The following is a 14,594-nucleotide window of genomic DNA, read 5'->3' on the forward strand; positions in this document are numbered from 1 at the left end:
AGGGATTTATCCCTCTCATTCCCGCATCCAGCCCACTTTCAGCCGGGCCAGAGGGATTTATCCCTCTTACTCTCAGCCGCCAGCCCATCCGGCGCACTCCACGCTGCCAACGGGACTATCTCCATTACCGTTCCCATCTAAGCACTTTAACTCCACTACCCAGCATCTAAGCACTTTAATTCCACTCCCCGGCATCCAACCGCTTTAGCTCCACTCTCACCAGCCTCTACGCGCTTTCCCCCGCCCTTAAGACGGCCGGGAGCCAGATCTTCTTGGCCTGAACTGCCTTGTTCCCGTTCGCGCCGCTCAACTGCTGAAGCAGGCAGCGTACCGCCTCTTCCCCCATACTTACATAGGGGATCTCAACGCAGCTTAGGGAGGGCAGGCTGAGCCGGTGGCCCTGGATCGTATTGTCGGCGGCCATGATGCGCACATCTTCGCCGATCCGCAGGCCCAGCTTATGGGCTGCACGGTAGAGCTCGGGGATCGCGCTCGACCAGTTGACCAGGAGCGGCGCATTCGGCTGGACGGGTTCTCCCGCTAGCCCCTGCAGGCATTCTGTCCACGCGCCGCCATGCTCCTTGATGCGGATAACCTCCGGCTCCACCCCGTGTGCCTCACACCAGCCGGTGTAGGCGTCGCGCCGGTTCCGCTCCGCCCAGTTATCACCCTCAGCTTCATGATAGACCTCGGCGTAGACCGGTCCAGGCTGCCGGGCTACACCCTCCCGCATGAGATAATCCAATGCGGTCGCCACACTGCCTGAATAATCAGCCAGTACAGAGTGTACATCCGGCACTTCTGCGTACCCTTCCACGGAGACGTAAGGAACTCCCGCAGCGCTGACGCGGGAGGCCCACTCCTCATCCCGGTAGCTGGTGTGGTCCAGGGTAACAATGCCGTCGATCTTCCGCTGGTGATACAGCTCAAGCAGCTCGGCCCTGCCGCCATCATTCCCCTTGGGACGCGGCGAGCAGAGCAGGATATGATACCCGCTCAGCTCAGACTCCTGCTGCATCCCCTCCAGCAGCCGGATGAACAGCGGATGGCGTGTATCCCCGTAAGCGGCAAGCGTCATGCTTCTTCCCGTCTTCATGCTGCGCGCACCTGCATCCACATGATAATTCAGCTCACGGATCGCTTCCAGCACCGCCTCGCGTGTATCTGCCCCAACCCCTATGCCTGGCGTATCGTTCAGCACCGCAGAGACGACGCTGCGGGACACGCCTGCCCGTTTGGCTACATCGAAGCTGGTCACTCTTTTTTTGCCCATAGTTCAGCACCTCAAGGGAAGTATAACACGTGTTATAAAATAATGTATAGCGCTCTCTTGCAAAACTCTCCATATCATTCTCCTCACACGTCTCCTCCCCCAGCTCACATTATTCCTCCAGCAATTGCAATCGCCGCTTGTAAAATGACAACCGTGTCATTATAATAAAAATGACGCATGTGTCATTATAATCAAGGAGGAATCCGGATGTCACCAAGAATCTCCGATCAGCAGAAGGAAGAACGGCGCTCCAAAATCCTGAATGCTGCGAAGCTGGTATTCACCGCCAAAGGCTACGAAGCCGCTACCTTCAAGGATATCCTGGATGAAACAGGAATGAGCCGCGGCTGGATCTATCTGTATTTTCAGACCAAGGAGGAAATCTTCGAGGCGCTGCTGGACCAGCAGGACATGGAATATGAGGCATATCTGGCGGAGCTGACAGCTAAGCAGCCTACAATCTGGGATGCTGTTACCCGGATGTACGCGGATCAGAAGACGGATCTTATGCGGATGCCGGGCGGAAGCTTCATGCCAGCCTTCTATGAGTATTTCCTGGGCGGCTCAAGGGATGCACGGCGGCGGAGCCTGCTGCTGAAGCGGTACGAGACAGGACTTTCACGCTTAGAAGGGGTGCTTCGTACAGGAGTGGAGCGTGGAGAATTCAGCCCGGTGCTGCCACTCGACCAAATAACAAGGATTGCAGCCGCATATCAGGAGGGCATTTTCACACATACCCTGGCGGTCGGGCCGGAGCTAGCCCATACGGAATTGCAGATCGAAGCACTGCTTGATTATCTGAAGCTGCTGCTGAATCCACCGCTCCATCCGGCGGTTCAGGAATAGGAGGCAATATATGTCCGCGCTTTTTCGCAACCCTGTCTTCACCAGGCTGTTCCTGGCTAACTTTGCTTCCCAGCTTGGAACGGTAGTTGGAAATATGGCTTTTGCCTACTATCTGGTCGATCACTTCAGTACACGTCCAGCGCTGGCGGCAACCGCTGAGCTGATGTATTCTCTGCCTACTCTGGCCGTGTTCTGGCTGGTAGGAGTGATCGCCGATCTGCTTGACCGCGCCAAAATAGCAGTATACAGCGATTGGATCAGGGCCGGATTAACGCTGCTGCTCCTCGCTGCCTTGCATTACGAGCTGCTGACCCTGTGCTTCCTGCTGCTCTTCCTGCGCAGCGCGGTGGCGAAGTTCTTCGGTCCTGCCGAGATGGGGTTGCTGCAGGGCAGCATCGGCCAGGAGCAATATGTGCAGGCCGCCGGCCTGAACCAGATGGTGATGGGGCTGTTCATGCTGTTCGGCATGAGCCTCGGCGCATTCGCCTACCGCTTCCTTGGCATTGAGGGCGCCATTCTGATCGACGGCATCAGCTTCCTCCTCTCCGGACTGCTTATTCTAAGCTGCCGGTTCCATGAGGATGTGCGGATGCCCGGCGGCCGCCACGCCCTGGGGGATATCCGTTTCCCACGGCTTATCGGAGATTTCCTGGAAGGTCTCCGCTACATCCTAAGCCACAAGCTGCTCCTGACGCTCATCTCCGGCTTCCTGTTCTTCGGGATCGTCAATGGCGTGTTTGCGGTTCTGCCCATTTTCACGATGAAATACAAGCTCAGCCCCGATTCCTATATGCTTCATGCCTCTCTTATTACTCTGTGCCTGGGCACCGGATTTCTGGCCGGAAGTCTGGCTGCCTCCCCGCTGATCCGCCGGTTCACACGGACCCGGGTGCTGGTCACCGGACTGCTGCTGTCCAGCCTGCTTATTGTTGCCCTTGGCTCGGCGAATAGCGTCTGGGTCTATCTTCCGCTCGTTCTTATAGAAGGATTCTGCATTGCTCCGGTGAACATTGCCATCGGCAGCTGGCTGCCGGAGCTGGTCATCCCGAGGAATATGGGACGCGTCAATGCTCTGATTGAGCCCGCCATGATGCTTGGCCATTCGCTGGCGCTTGGGCTGGTTGCTCTGGCTTTTCCGGCTATCGTATCCGTCACCTGGCTGCACTATCTTCTCGCGGTATGTACGCTGCTCGTTTGTGTGTTCTATGCGTTCGCTCTGCCCCCGCTGGTCCGCAGGCTGACTTCGAATAACAACAGCACTTCAGCGGCTGAGCGGGCAAGCTAGAGCATCCTTTGGCGTTAAAATACCCCGCAGACCGTGATCAATCGCAACACGGCTGCGGGGCATCCTGTTTATTTCTGCAGTTCCTGGTCCTTCTGCTTCAGCAGATCCGCGTAGTCTGCCTTGTACTGCTCCAGCCTCTGCTTCAGATCGGCATTGCCGGGGCTTGCTTTGAGCAGGCTGCTGGTGGCAAGGATATTATCTACCACGGAATCAATTTTCTCGTCAATAATCTCGATCTTGCTCTTAGCCGCAGTCAGCGCAGGATCAGGGGTACTCACCGGTGCCGGGCCGACCAGAGAGCTTCTCTCGTCAGACAACGGAGGCGCCTGCTGCACCTTATCGTCCAGACTGATCGTTTTGCCCTTCACCGACACATTGAATCCTGCCAATTCGCCAATCGCCCGGACGGGTGCATAGCTCTTGCCGTCAATGACAATGGCCGGATCAGCCAGCTTCTTGCCATACACCTTTACCGTATACTCCGCTTGAATGGCCTTTCCTACCAGTGAAGACGAAGCGCCCAGCGCCTGTGCCCCCACCATCAGTATTGCTCCGGCAATGACGCCGGCTGCAATCTTTTTCATAAGAAATTCACTCCCCGTAAAAGACTATGACTACTATTCTATCATTTTACGGCCGCCAGTGCTTCCATTTTGATTGACAACTCCTGGATTCCTCTCTATGATATGAGCATATCACTATATGATAATGATTATCATAATCAATACATACACTACAAACCTCAAAGGAGAACAACTTATGAAAAGCCCCAAAAAAACTCTATTCTGGCCCCTCACTCTTCTTCTCTTCACACTTGTCCTAGCTTCTTGCGGCCAGCCGGGCAATACAAATTCCGCCGTTGCCGAGGCCACTGCCGGCACTGCCGCTACCGAACCTGCCGTATCCCCTGCCGCCAGCGCCAGCCCCGCTGCAACGGAAGCCGCCGCTACCACACGGATGTTCACGGATTACAAGAAACGGGAGGTTGAGATTCCGGCCGATCCCAAGAAAATAGTCTATGTCGGCGGAAACCCGGGTGACCTGCTGGCGCTGGGTATCAAGCCGACCGGAGCTACCTTAAGCGTCATTGGTACACAAGTGGCCTATCCTGACCTGCTAGAAGGGATTGAAGATGTCGGATACCCGTTCTCCGCCGAGAAGATTCTGGCCCTGTCCCCGGACCTGATTATCTTCGACGACTGGGACGAGACCGGAATCGAAGCGTTAAGCAAAATTGCATCGACCGTGGTGGTAGGACTGGACGGCACCTTCCCGACGGAGGAGCGTGTCCGGCAAATCGCGGACTTGTTCGGCCGCACAGATGCTGCGGATCAGTGGTTCAAGGATTATCAGGCGAAGGTAGACGCTGTGAAGAAGCAGCTTAACCTGAAGGAAGGCGAGACAGCCACCTCCCTGCTTGTCCTGGGCCAGGATCTGTACATCATGGGCAACCAAGGCCTGAACGAAACGCTGTTCGGACGCCTCGGTTTCAAGCCGGCGGAAGGCGTGCAGAAGCTGATTACTGCCGATGAACGGTTCGTAACCATATCTGACGAGGTTTTGCCGCAGTATATCGGCACCCATCTCTTCCTCCTTACCGACAACAGCGACAAGACCGCTGCTAGACAGGCCGCCCTGATGGACAGCGGCTTATGGAAGGCTATTCCCGCCGTCAAGGAAGGCCGCGTGCATATCCTTGACAGCAAATATAACTTCGACGATCCGATTACGCTGGATAGATTGCTGGATGAAATCGCGGGTATTTTCAAAGCTAAACAGTAGTTAGAAAAATATCGCGCTGGCCCACTAACCAATATGTTCGCTTTTCCGCATACATTTGGACCACGCGCACATGTAACGCCGAATGTATTCGCTTTTCCGCATACATTCCGCTTACGCACCAGCACACTCATCCCAATAAAGACATAGGCTGCCCGGAGTAATCCCGGCAGCCTATGTCTTTGTCTACACAAAATTCCTACTCCCGCTCGCCGCCAACCTTCACCGATACCGCACCCTTCGCCGCGATGGTAAGCGTCAGCAGCGCTTCCCCTGCCAGCCGTACAGACACGGTCTCTTCGGCGTCGCTGTCGTTGAACAGCACGGCGGCCAGCGTGCCGTCGCTGTTGCGAAAGGCGACGGAGCGCAGGTGCTCCCGGCTGGCGTCAGAGGCCAGGCGGACCGCCCTCGGACGGATCACCTTGCTGAAATGTGCCAGCGCGTAATAGTCCAGGGTATACGTCAGCTCCCGGGTCTGCTGGTTGACAGTCACCACGCCGCGGCAGGTGCTCTCGCCGAAGCCCGGGACGGTGGGGCCGTTCTGCTCATCCAGCGCCAGATTCCACAGCACGAACGACCTGCTGTGATTGCGCAGAATCTCAATCCCGGTACGCATCACATTGGAGAAGGCCTGCTCGAACGGGGGAATCCATTCCCCGCCGGAGCCTTCGGTGAAATGGACCTCATGCTCCGGGTACGCCGCCAGCACCTCCGACTGTGCAGCAGCCGCACCGCCGTACCAATGCCAGGCTACCCCATCCACCTCGGACGCGGCTCCCTCCAGCACCGACAGCGGATAATCCGGCCGGTCCCAGTTGTGGTCGTAGCAGAAGATTTTGGCAGCCAGCCCGTACTGTCTGAAGGCAGGCTTCAGATAATCCGTGATGAACTCCCGCTGCTCCTCCGGCAGCATGAGCATGCTGGGGTAATGCTGAGGCTCATAGAGCGGCTCATTCTGCACCGTGACGGCATAGACCGGCAAGCCGTATGCGGCATAGGCCTGAATGTAGCGGACAAAATATTCCGCATACACCCCGTAATATTCCGGCTTCAGCCGCCCGGCGATCATCGAGCCGCTGGTCTTCATCCAGCCCGGCGCACTCCAGGGCGAAGCCATCAGCTTCAGCTCAGGATTCAGCTTCAAAGCCTGCTGCACCAGCGGAATAATATCCGCTTCATCATGGGCGATCGAGAAACCGGCCAGCTCCGGATCGCTCCCGCCTTCAGGCAGATCGTTATAGCTGTAGACCGTTCTCGCATAGTCCGATGCACCCATCGGATTGCGCAGGAAGGACAAGCCGATGCCCTGCTGCGGATCGAACAGCTTCCGCATCACCTCTGTCCGCTGGTCCTCGCCGAGCACCTGATGGATCAGGTAAGCTGCCGAATCAGTGAAGGAGGCTCCGAAGCCATCCATTTCCTGATACGTCCGGCCCGGATCGATGTCTACGGTGACCGTAACGCTGCCAGCGGGAGCCTGCGGCAGTGCCGCAGCAGGCTGTTCCACGAACAGGCTGTTCTCCCCGCTGGAACGGTATATGATGATATCCGGCATGTTGTCCCCTCCCTTTTATTGAATGCCGAGCTTGGCCTTATTGGCCTTCATCTTCTCGCTGCGGACCTCTACAATTTTGTCCCAGCTGTTCTTATCCAGGAAGGCCTTGTGCTCCGCCAGAACGCTGTCAAAGGTGGCATCATCCTTGGCCCGGATCATACTAACCAGCGTCGTATTCCAGTTCGTATTAATCGCGGTGAGACCGCGCGCTTCCGGCGTCCCCTGATCCGGGTTGGTGTTCTCCAGAATGAAATGCGGCTTCAGCTTGCCCTTGCCCCATTCCTGCATCTGCTTGATCGCTTCCGGGAAGGCATCCTTGCTCAGCGCCTTGTGGCGGTCATGCCCGAAGAACATGAATTCGCCCATCCGGTAGTCCTTCTTGAACTTATCCGCGTTGTTCAGTTGCAGGTCCTTCACCTCAGGCAGCAGCTCCACCGTACCGTCTGCGTTGGTCTTATAGGTCACACCTTCAATACCGTAGTTCATCAGCTTCTGCCCTTCCTCGCTCAGCAGATACGTGAAGATCTGAATCGCCTTGGCCGGGTCCTTGCAATTCTTGGTGATATAGCTGATCATCCAGCCGGTAATGCCGGACTGGTTCAGCGTCGGCTCATGCCCTACGGTGCTCTGCGGACCGTCAACGGCCATATATTCCTTGCCTGGATTAGCACTCATGAAAATCTGCAGATTCCCGCCCTGCTGCGGCGTACCATCAAGCAGCATTGTCGCGTATTTGCCGGACTTGACCTTTTCCTCAAAGCCGGTTCCGTCATCCGCGAAGCTGTCATCACTGATCGCCCCGTCCCGGTACACGGCATTCAGCGTCCGCAGCCAGGTCAGATAATCCTCATCCAGATTGCGGTTGTAGAACTTGCCGTCCTCGGTCTCCAGCGGTACACCCAGGAAGTCCTGGAGCACATCGCCCAGCGAGCCGGTGCCTTCACCGACAGCGTTGAACCCGAAGGGAATCATGTCCGGGAACTTGCTCTTAATCTCGCTCATCGTCTTGCGGAACGCTTCCGGGGTCGCGAAATCAGGGCTGCCCAGAGCCTCATACACATCCTTGCGGATCACAAAAGCCGTCTTCGCCGGAATATTGCCGCTGTCATAATCCGCCTGCGTATTGGAATAGTTAGGATAGCCGTACGTATTGCCGTCCTTCGATTGGAACCAGTTCAGTGTATCGGCTGCCGCCACCTTGGTGAAATACGGATCGTATTTCTCAGCGAGCTTGTTCAGGGGCTGCGCCCAAGTCGCCGCCTTCTGCACAACCGGAGAGTTGGAATCGAAGATCGTCAGCAGATCCGGCATATCGCCGCCCGCGAAGAAGGTGTTCAGCTTCGTATCATCCCCGGTAATGAACTTGATGTCGATGTTCAGATCCTCCTTGATCTTCTTGGTCACCACATCCTTGCCAAAATCCGTATTCCACCAGTCCGCGTTGACATACCAGGTTAATTGCGTTGTCTCGCTTTTCTTATCGAGCTGCCAGGCCGGAGTCTCCGGGTCCGGAGTATACCGGTCCTCAATAGACACTTCACTGGCCTCCTTGGAGCCGCCGCCCGAGCCGCAGCCTGCCACAACCAGCATCGCCGCGAGCAGAAGCAGCATGAGCTTAACCGCCTTGTGTCCCGGAACTTTGTTTCTTGTCATCATCGTATGACCTCCCAAATTATAGTTAATGTTTACTCCTTGACCGCGCCCACCATCATGCCGGAGATGAAATACCGCTGAAGCAGCGGATACATGGCGATAATCGGCAGGGTGGTAATGACAATAGTCGCGAGCTGCACCCCTTTGGTGGTGGTCTCAATCACGACAGAGCCCCCGATGTTCTGCATCGACTGGGTCTGCGACTGCACGATAATCTCATACAGCTTCATCTGCAGCGGGTAGAGCGCCTGATTCGTCACATACAGCTTCGTGGTCATGAAGTCGTTCCATTGTCCCACCCCGTTGAACAGGGCGATCGTGGCCATGGCGGGCATGGAGAGCGGAATGAAGATTTTGAGAAAAATATGCCAGTCCCCCGCCCCGTCAATCTTGGCCGATTCCTCCAGCGAATCCGGTACGTTGCGGAAGAAGTTCATCAGAATCACCACATCGTAGTAGCTGAATAGTGCCGGAATAATGTACACCCAGAAGGTGTTCAGCAGTCCAAGCGATTTAATGAGCAGATAAGTCGGAATCATGCCCCCGGAGAAAAACATCGTAATTACACCCATCGCCACATACAGCTTGCGGCCGCGGATGTACCGTTTGCTGAGCCCGTAGCCGATCATGGCGCAGAAGAATACATGGGTGATGACGCCGATAAAAGTCTTGGCAACGGAGACGAGGAAGGATTGCCCGATACTGCTGTCATTGAACACAGCGCGGTAATTCTCCAGCGAGAATTCCTTGGGCCAGAAGATGAAGCCGCCCTCAGCCAGCGCCCGGCCCGAACTGAACGATGAGATAATCACGTTCCATAACGGAACGAGTATAACGACCATGAATACAACCAGGAGCACCTTATTGACCGCATCGAAGATCCGGCCGTCGAGGTCTCCTGCAACCATTTTCCGATTCACAAGCAAGACCTCCCCTTATAACACAGATTGATTGTCGTTTAATTTACGGGTGACGGAGTTGGCGGCAACAAGCAGAATCACCGATACGATCGAGACACCGAGCCCGACAGCGGTGGCATAAGAGAAATCGCCCTGCGTCATCCCCATACGGTAGACATAAGAGTTGATGACCTCTGCTTTCTCACGGTTCTGCGAGTTCATCAGCACCAGTGTCTGGTCCAGGTTCGAGCCAAGCAGTCCGCTTACCGTCAAAATCAGATTCAGACTGATAATCGCCTTCATATTCGGAATCGTAATATTCCAGATCTGCCGCAGCCGGCTGGCTCCATCGATACGGGCCGCCTCATAATAGGTCGGGTCGATTTTGGCCATGATGGCCAGATACAGAATCGTGCCCCAGCCGGCTTCCTTCCAGATATCCGACAGCGTGGCAATCCACCAGTACTTGCCTGCATCCAGCAGGATGTTGGCCGGCTTCGAGATCAGCCCGAGGCTGAGCAGCAGCTCATTGAACAGGCCGGAGGTGGAGAACCAGGTAATCAGCATCCCGCCGAGGACGATCCAGGACAGGAAATGCGGCAGATAGGAGATGGTCTGGACGAATTTTTTGAAGCGGCCCATGTTCAGCTCGTAGATCATAATGGCGAGGATAATCGGAATGATGAACCCGATGCCCAGCTTCAGGAAGCTGATCCCCAGCGTATTGATGACCGCATCCCAGAAATATTCGTCTGACATAATGATGCGGAAGTTGTCCAGGCCCACCCAAGGCGCGGAGGACAGCGTGTCGATAACTGTGTAGTTCTTGAAGGCGATGGTCAGCCCGTAGATGGGTATGTAGCAGAAAATAATCATAAAAATAACGCCCGGCAGCACCATCGACTGAATTTCCCACTGTCTTTTGTAATCGGTTACAAATTCCTTGAAGCGCTGCCCCATGGGCTTCTTCGCATTTGGCGGCCTGGAATCCGGCGCTGCCGGGGCGGATATTACGTTTGCTGATTTGTTCACGTTCGGCTCCCCTCCTGATGCAGAATTGAATGATTCAATATGATAAAAACGTTTTTATTTTTGGACAGAAAATCCCCCCTGAATGAAATATAGTAAAAATCAGTCTGCTACTTGCGCCCGCTGCGGTCCAGCTTCACATGGCTTGAGCCTCTGACCACCAGCTCTCCCTGGAGCTTCTGCACAGCGCCCTGCTCCTTCTCCTGAATCAGGCGGACCAGATGGTCAATCGCCAGCATTCCCTGCCGGGCAATCTGGTTCCGTACCGTGGTAAGCGGAGGCGAGTAGTAAGGGGCAATATCGATATCATCGAAGCCCATGACGCTGACGTCCTGCGGAACCTCATAGCCGCACGCCTTAAGCGCCTGGATACAGCCCATCGCGCTGATGTCGTTGCCGGCCAGGAAGGCATCGGGCAGCTTCGCGGGATGCTGGCGGATGTAGGCTTTTACCGCATTGTAGGTACTGTCCTCCTCGAAGTAGCCCTGAATGATGTAATCTTCATCCACCGGAAGCTGATACTCGCGGAGCGCCGCCAGATACCCCTCCCGCCGCTGCACGCTGTCGAACATCGTATCCACCCCGGAGATATAGGCAATGTGCTTATGCCCCAGGCTGACCAGATACTTCGTCGCCTCATAACCGGATTCATAGGAATCGAAGATGATGCTGCCCATGCCCTCATTCTCCAGCACCCGGTCCAGAAAAACCGCCTTGATCTTATCCTTCCGCATAGCAGCAATGTCCTGCTCGTCGATGCCCAGCTCTTCATAGATAATGACGCCGTCCACGCGCCGCCCGAGAATATTGCTCATAATCACTTGTTTGTCCTTGGTGACGAAGACGTTCAGGCCATACCCGAGACGGTCGCATTGCCGGGCCATCGACTCTACCAGCTTGTAGAAGTAAGGACCGGACACACTTGTAGTGAAAAATCCCAGCATCTTGGTCGTCCCGGACTTCAGCAGCTTGCCGTTCAGGTTCGGGACATAGTTCAGCCGCTGCGCTACCTTCAGCACATGGGACTTTGTCTCCGGGCTTAACACATCCACATCATTCAGGGCATTGGAGACGGTGGAGATAGACACTCCGGCCTCTCTGGCCACATCCTTGATCGTTATCTTTCCCATATCAATGTTCCTCTGTAATAAAAACGTTTTTATTGACTCTAAAGTAACATGAAACCGTTTTAAACACAACCCTTTTTCTCATGAGCTTGTCCTGCCACCTTTATACGCTTAGTGATTGCCTTGAATATCCGCCCTTCAGGGGAGGACCCGTCATCAAATTTATCTTATTTTACTATAAAATACCGGAAGTCCGCTATGTCTTATAGGGCAGACAGCCTCGGCTGGAGACATGCTCTCTTTCACAATGTCGCCAGCCGAGTGTTGTACTCTCATTTCCGCTTCTGGCCCAGCCCCCGGTATCTCATCACTCTGCGGTACATCGACTTATCCTTGAGCTGATTGAAAATGTAGGGGTCCGGGTTCATGTTCACTTCGATAATCCACGGCTTCAATGCGCGGTCCAGTCCGATGTCTACCCCGAACTGCCGGTGGTGCGGATAGGTCTTCCGCAGCTGTGACGCGATGCGGACGCCAAGCCGGTTCATGTCCCCCTTAAGCTGTGCGAGCTGCTGCGCAGACAAATGGGTAGAGAGCAGCTGTTCTATTGCGGTCGGTCTGCCGCCGCTGTGGTAATTGGTCACGATCTTGCGCGGATGCCCCAGCCGGCCGATGATTCCGGTCGCTTCCCATACCCCCTTGGGACTGAGCTGCACCATGACCCGGATGTCGAAGCGCCGCCCGTTATGCTTCAGCAGGTGGATGCCTTTTTGCAGCAGATAGCTCCGCTTGCCGATTCGCTTCGCCAGACTGTGATGAAAAGCATCAAACGTAGCGAACCGGCGCACGCTCTCCTCATATTGATACATGTACCCCTGCTGGTTCACCCGCTCGGCGCGGATCACGCCATTGCCATAGGTTCCCCGTTCCGGCTTGATGTAGATCATTCCATAGCTGTGCATCATCTGCTCCAGATTGCGCCTGTTGAATCTCCGGGTGTCGGGGATGAAAGACTTGACCGTCTCGTTCTTAAGCAGCAGCTGTGTCTTATACCACTTGCTCACTCCTGAATGAACCTGTTTGGCTGTCACTTATGCACTCTCCTGTCCGGGTTGGAGATCTCGGCTCCATTTTTACATAAAATTACATACTCACATACGCAGCATCCTATGCCGCCGGAAGTGCTCTGGAGTAGATCAGATGTCCCGTATGGAAAAAATTAACTCGTGCAGGATATTTGCCCTCTCCACTGCAATCCCGCAGGCATACCCTAGGGAAGACGCTCAAATGTCAATATATGTATGGAGATGAACTCATGTCTGCTACTTCCAGCGCTCCTCCAATCGACGTCCTGATCCCTGCGATCGCAAAAGATCTCGCCACCCTCCCCTATGCCATAGATAGTCTCCGCCGTTATGTCCGGCACCCAATCAGCAATATCTACATTGTCTCGCCTGAGAATAGCAGCATCAGACAGCTGTGCTCCCGCAAAAGCTGCATCTTTGTCAATGAAACCACTGCTCTGCCGTTCACCAAGAAAGCCATACGCTATTCCTCCTCCCGCTGGAACCGCTCCGGCTGGCTGTATCAGCAGCTGCTGAAGATGAATGGGGATCAGGTGTGCCGCGAGAAGTATTTCCTGGTCATCGATGCCGATACGGTGCTGATTCGCCCCCACCGCTTCCTTTCTGGCGGAAAAAGCATCTTCTATTGCCGCAGCTGGAGCCAGCCGGAGTATTTCCGCACCTACCGCAAGCTGCTCGGCTCCCCTGCGCCTTCGCCCAAGTCGTTCGTGACCCACTATATGCTGTTTGATTCCGCGAAGCTGGCCAGCCTCAAAAGAAAAATCGAAGCCCGTCACGGCATGTCCTGGCACGCCGCTATTCTGCGCTCCATTAACAAGCAGCGGCAGTTCGGCTTCTCTGAATACGAAACCTATGCCAACTATGTGTACAGCACAAACCGCAGCTCTGTGCTGCTCAAGAATGCCCTTAATAAATCGCTGAAGACCCCGGTTGCCTCATTGGGGAAAGAGCAACTGAGCAAGTACGCCCGTACTTACCGTTCGCTGTCCTTCCATCAGCGGAAGGGATACTCCATTCCGGGCAAGCCCTAAGGAGGCAAGAAATGTGATGCATATTATTCTGCTGTGCGGAGGCTCCGGCCAGCGGCTGTGGCCTCTGTCCGGCAGCATCCGCTCCAAGATGTTCCTGCCGCTGCTTCCTGCACCGGACGGCGGCACCGAATCGATGATCGGGCGGGTATGCCGCCAGCTCGCTCAGGCCGGACTGGATGAATCGCTGCTGCTTGTCGCCCATCAGGAGCAGCTGCCACTCATCCGGCAGCATACCGGAGGCCGGTATCCGGTGATCGGGGAGCCGTGCAAACGCGGGACCTTCACTGCTGCCGTGTCGGGTGCCCTGCACTTGCTTGGCACCGGAAAGGCACAGCCGGAGGACATCATCTGCATCGCTCCGGCGGATATGTTCGCGGACGATGATTTCTTCGCTCAGTTTCATCAATTTGAAGCGGTCCTGGCCGCCTCGCAAGCGGAGCTTCTCCTGGTTGGAACGAGACCTGGCTATCCCTCGGAGCAATACGGTTATATCGTCCCGGCACAGGAGGACCCAGGCGGGTATGCTCTGGTGTTATCTTTTGCAGAGAAACCGGATAAGGCTACAGCCCTGGAGCTGATGCGGGAACAGGCCTTATGGAATTGCGGGGTATTCGCTTCACGGCTGAGCTTCCTGCTGGAGCATCTGGAGCGGCTGGGGCTGCCTGCTGAATGGGCGGCGTTGACTGCCCAGTACCCGGATCTCCCGGTGCGCAGCTTCGACAAGGAGGTGGCGGAGCACTGCACCACAGCAGTCGTCGTCAGTCATGTTGGGGAGTGGTCCGACCTGGGAAGCTGGGATACGCTGGCGGACCGGCTGCCCTCACCGGTCATTGGAGCAGGCGGATTATGGGGAGAATGCGGGAACAGCCAGCTGATTAACGAGCTGGAGGTGCCGCTGCATGTCATTGGGGTCTCCGGTATAGTTGCTATAGCTGGTCCCGAAGGCATCCTGATCGCCGACAGAAAGGAAGCGAACCGGATCAAGGAGATTCTGGCGGAGGATATGGAGGATAGGCAGCAGAGGCGCGACTGCCCCTGATTAAAAAAACGCTGCTGGCAACGTTATGAACGTTATGTCAGTAGCGTTTTTAT

Annotated in this window: 13 protein-coding genes; 5 read left to right on the forward strand and 8 right to left on the reverse strand. The window is 55.6% G+C overall.

Annotation, left to right across the window (positions count from 1 at the left end):
* Positions 1-226: 226 nt before the first annotated feature.
* Positions 227-1,273 carry a LacI family DNA-binding transcriptional regulator gene (locus tag K1558_RS04965; RefSeq protein ID WP_238650289.1) on the reverse strand — a complete coding sequence of 349 codons (1,047 nt, stop codon included), beginning with the start codon at positions 1,271-1,273 and terminating at the stop codon, positions 227-229.
* Between the two features lie 207 nt (positions 1,274-1,480).
* Here K1558_RS04965 and K1558_RS04970 point away from each other — a divergent pair, with 207 nt between their 5' ends.
* Both K1558_RS04970 and K1558_RS04975 read left to right on the forward strand, forming a co-directional pair.
* Positions 1,481-2,119 carry a TetR/AcrR family transcriptional regulator gene (locus K1558_RS04970; protein ID WP_238650290.1) on the forward strand — a complete coding sequence of 213 codons (639 nt, stop codon included), beginning with the start codon at positions 1,481-1,483 and terminating at the stop codon, positions 2,117-2,119.
* Between the two features lie 10 nt (positions 2,120-2,129).
* Complete coding sequence (locus K1558_RS04975) at positions 2,130-3,404, forward strand: MFS transporter (protein WP_238650291.1); 1,275 nt, start codon at positions 2,130-2,132, stop codon at positions 3,402-3,404.
* A gap of 68 nt (positions 3,405-3,472) precedes the next feature.
* Here the strand turns inward: K1558_RS04975 and K1558_RS04980 are convergent, their stop codons facing one another.
* Positions 3,473-3,988 (reverse strand): hypothetical protein, encoded by a 516-nt coding sequence (locus K1558_RS04980; protein WP_238650292.1) that lies wholly within the window; start codon positions 3,986-3,988, stop codon positions 3,473-3,475.
* Positions 3,989-4,163: 175 nt separating this feature from the next.
* On the opposite strand from K1558_RS04980, the gene K1558_RS04985 reads away from it, so the two are divergent.
* Positions 4,164-5,186, forward strand: coding sequence for an ABC transporter substrate-binding protein (locus K1558_RS04985; protein WP_238650293.1), 1,023 nt, complete (start codon positions 4,164-4,166; stop codon positions 5,184-5,186).
* A gap of 196 nt (positions 5,187-5,382) precedes the next feature.
* Here the strand turns inward: K1558_RS04985 and K1558_RS04990 are convergent, their stop codons facing one another.
* The 6 genes from K1558_RS04990 to K1558_RS05015 all read right to left on the reverse strand — a co-directional run bounded on the left by K1558_RS04990 (position 5,383) and on the right by K1558_RS05015 (position 12,477).
* Entirely contained in the window at positions 5,383-6,738 is a 1,356-nt protein-coding gene (locus K1558_RS04990; RefSeq protein WP_238650294.1) for a glycoside hydrolase family 30 protein, read from the reverse strand.
* Positions 6,739-6,753: 15 nt separating this feature from the next.
* Positions 6,754-8,391: a type 2 periplasmic-binding domain-containing protein gene (locus K1558_RS04995; protein WP_338019670.1), complete on the reverse strand. Its 1,638-nt coding sequence runs from the start codon at positions 8,389-8,391 to the stop codon at positions 6,754-6,756.
* Between the two features lie 32 nt (positions 8,392-8,423).
* Positions 8,424-9,299 (reverse strand): carbohydrate ABC transporter permease, encoded by an 876-nt coding sequence (locus tag K1558_RS05000; protein ID WP_238650493.1) that lies wholly within the window; start codon positions 9,297-9,299, stop codon positions 8,424-8,426.
* A gap of 27 nt (positions 9,300-9,326) precedes the next feature.
* Complete coding sequence (locus K1558_RS05005; RefSeq protein WP_420800405.1) at positions 9,327-10,322, reverse strand: ABC transporter permease; 996 nt, start codon at positions 10,320-10,322, stop codon at positions 9,327-9,329.
* Between the two features lie 107 nt (positions 10,323-10,429).
* The gene (locus K1558_RS05010) at positions 10,430-11,449 is read right to left on the reverse strand and encodes a LacI family DNA-binding transcriptional regulator (protein ID WP_238650296.1); all 1,020 of its coding nucleotides are present in this window, start codon (positions 11,447-11,449) and stop codon (positions 10,430-10,432) included.
* Positions 11,450-11,718: 269 nt separating this feature from the next.
* Entirely contained in the window at positions 11,719-12,477 is a 759-nt protein-coding gene (locus tag K1558_RS05015) for a YheC/YheD family protein (protein ID WP_238650297.1), read from the reverse strand.
* Between the two features lie 224 nt (positions 12,478-12,701).
* Here K1558_RS05015 and K1558_RS05020 point away from each other — a divergent pair, with 224 nt between their 5' ends.
* Entirely contained in the window at positions 12,702-13,502 is an 801-nt protein-coding gene (locus tag K1558_RS05020) for a DUF6492 family protein (protein ID WP_238650298.1), read from the forward strand.
* A 16-nt stretch (positions 13,503-13,518) separates the two neighbouring features.
* The gene (locus K1558_RS05025; protein ID WP_238650495.1) at positions 13,519-14,541 is read left to right on the forward strand and encodes a sugar phosphate nucleotidyltransferase; all 1,023 of its coding nucleotides are present in this window, start codon (positions 13,519-13,521) and stop codon (positions 14,539-14,541) included.
* Positions 14,542-14,594 lie beyond the last annotated feature (53 nt).

Source organism: Paenibacillus piscarius (assembly GCF_022234545.1).
GTDB lineage: Bacteria > Bacillota > Bacilli > Paenibacillales > Paenibacillaceae > Paenibacillus_AQ > Paenibacillus_AQ piscarius.

Bases quoted from the DNA above. Each gene is read 5' to 3' on its own strand.
- K1558_RS04965 (WP_238650289.1), bottom strand. From the start codon at position 1,273: ATGGGCAAAAAAAGAGTGACCAGCTTCGATGTAGCCAAACGGGCAGGC.
- K1558_RS04970 (WP_238650290.1), top strand. From the start codon at position 1,481: ATGTCACCAAGAATCTCCGATCAGCAGAAGGAAGAACGGCGCTCCAAA.
- K1558_RS04975 (WP_238650291.1), top strand. From the start codon at position 2,130: ATGTCCGCGCTTTTTCGCAACCCTGTCTTCACCAGGCTGTTCCTGGCT.
- K1558_RS04980 (WP_238650292.1), bottom strand. From the start codon at position 3,988: ATGAAAAAGATTGCAGCCGGCGTCATTGCCGGAGCAATACTGATGGTG.
- K1558_RS04985 (WP_238650293.1), top strand. From the start codon at position 4,164: ATGAAAAGCCCCAAAAAAACTCTATTCTGGCCCCTCACTCTTCTTCTC.
- K1558_RS04990 (WP_238650294.1), bottom strand. From the start codon at position 6,738: ATGCCGGATATCATCATATACCGTTCCAGCGGGGAGAACAGCCTGTTC.
- K1558_RS04995 (WP_338019670.1), bottom strand. From the start codon at position 8,391: ATGACAAGAAACAAAGTTCCGGGACACAAGGCGGTTAAGCTCATGCTG.
- K1558_RS05000 (WP_238650493.1), bottom strand. From the start codon at position 9,299: ATGGTTGCAGGAGACCTCGACGGCCGGATCTTCGATGCGGTCAATAAG.
- K1558_RS05010 (WP_238650296.1), bottom strand. From the start codon at position 11,449: ATGGGAAAGATAACGATCAAGGATGTGGCCAGAGAGGCCGGAGTGTCT.
- K1558_RS05020 (WP_238650298.1), top strand. From the start codon at position 12,702: ATGTCTGCTACTTCCAGCGCTCCTCCAATCGACGTCCTGATCCCTGCG.
- K1558_RS05025 (WP_238650495.1), top strand. From the start codon at position 13,519: ATGCATATTATTCTGCTGTGCGGAGGCTCCGGCCAGCGGCTGTGGCCT.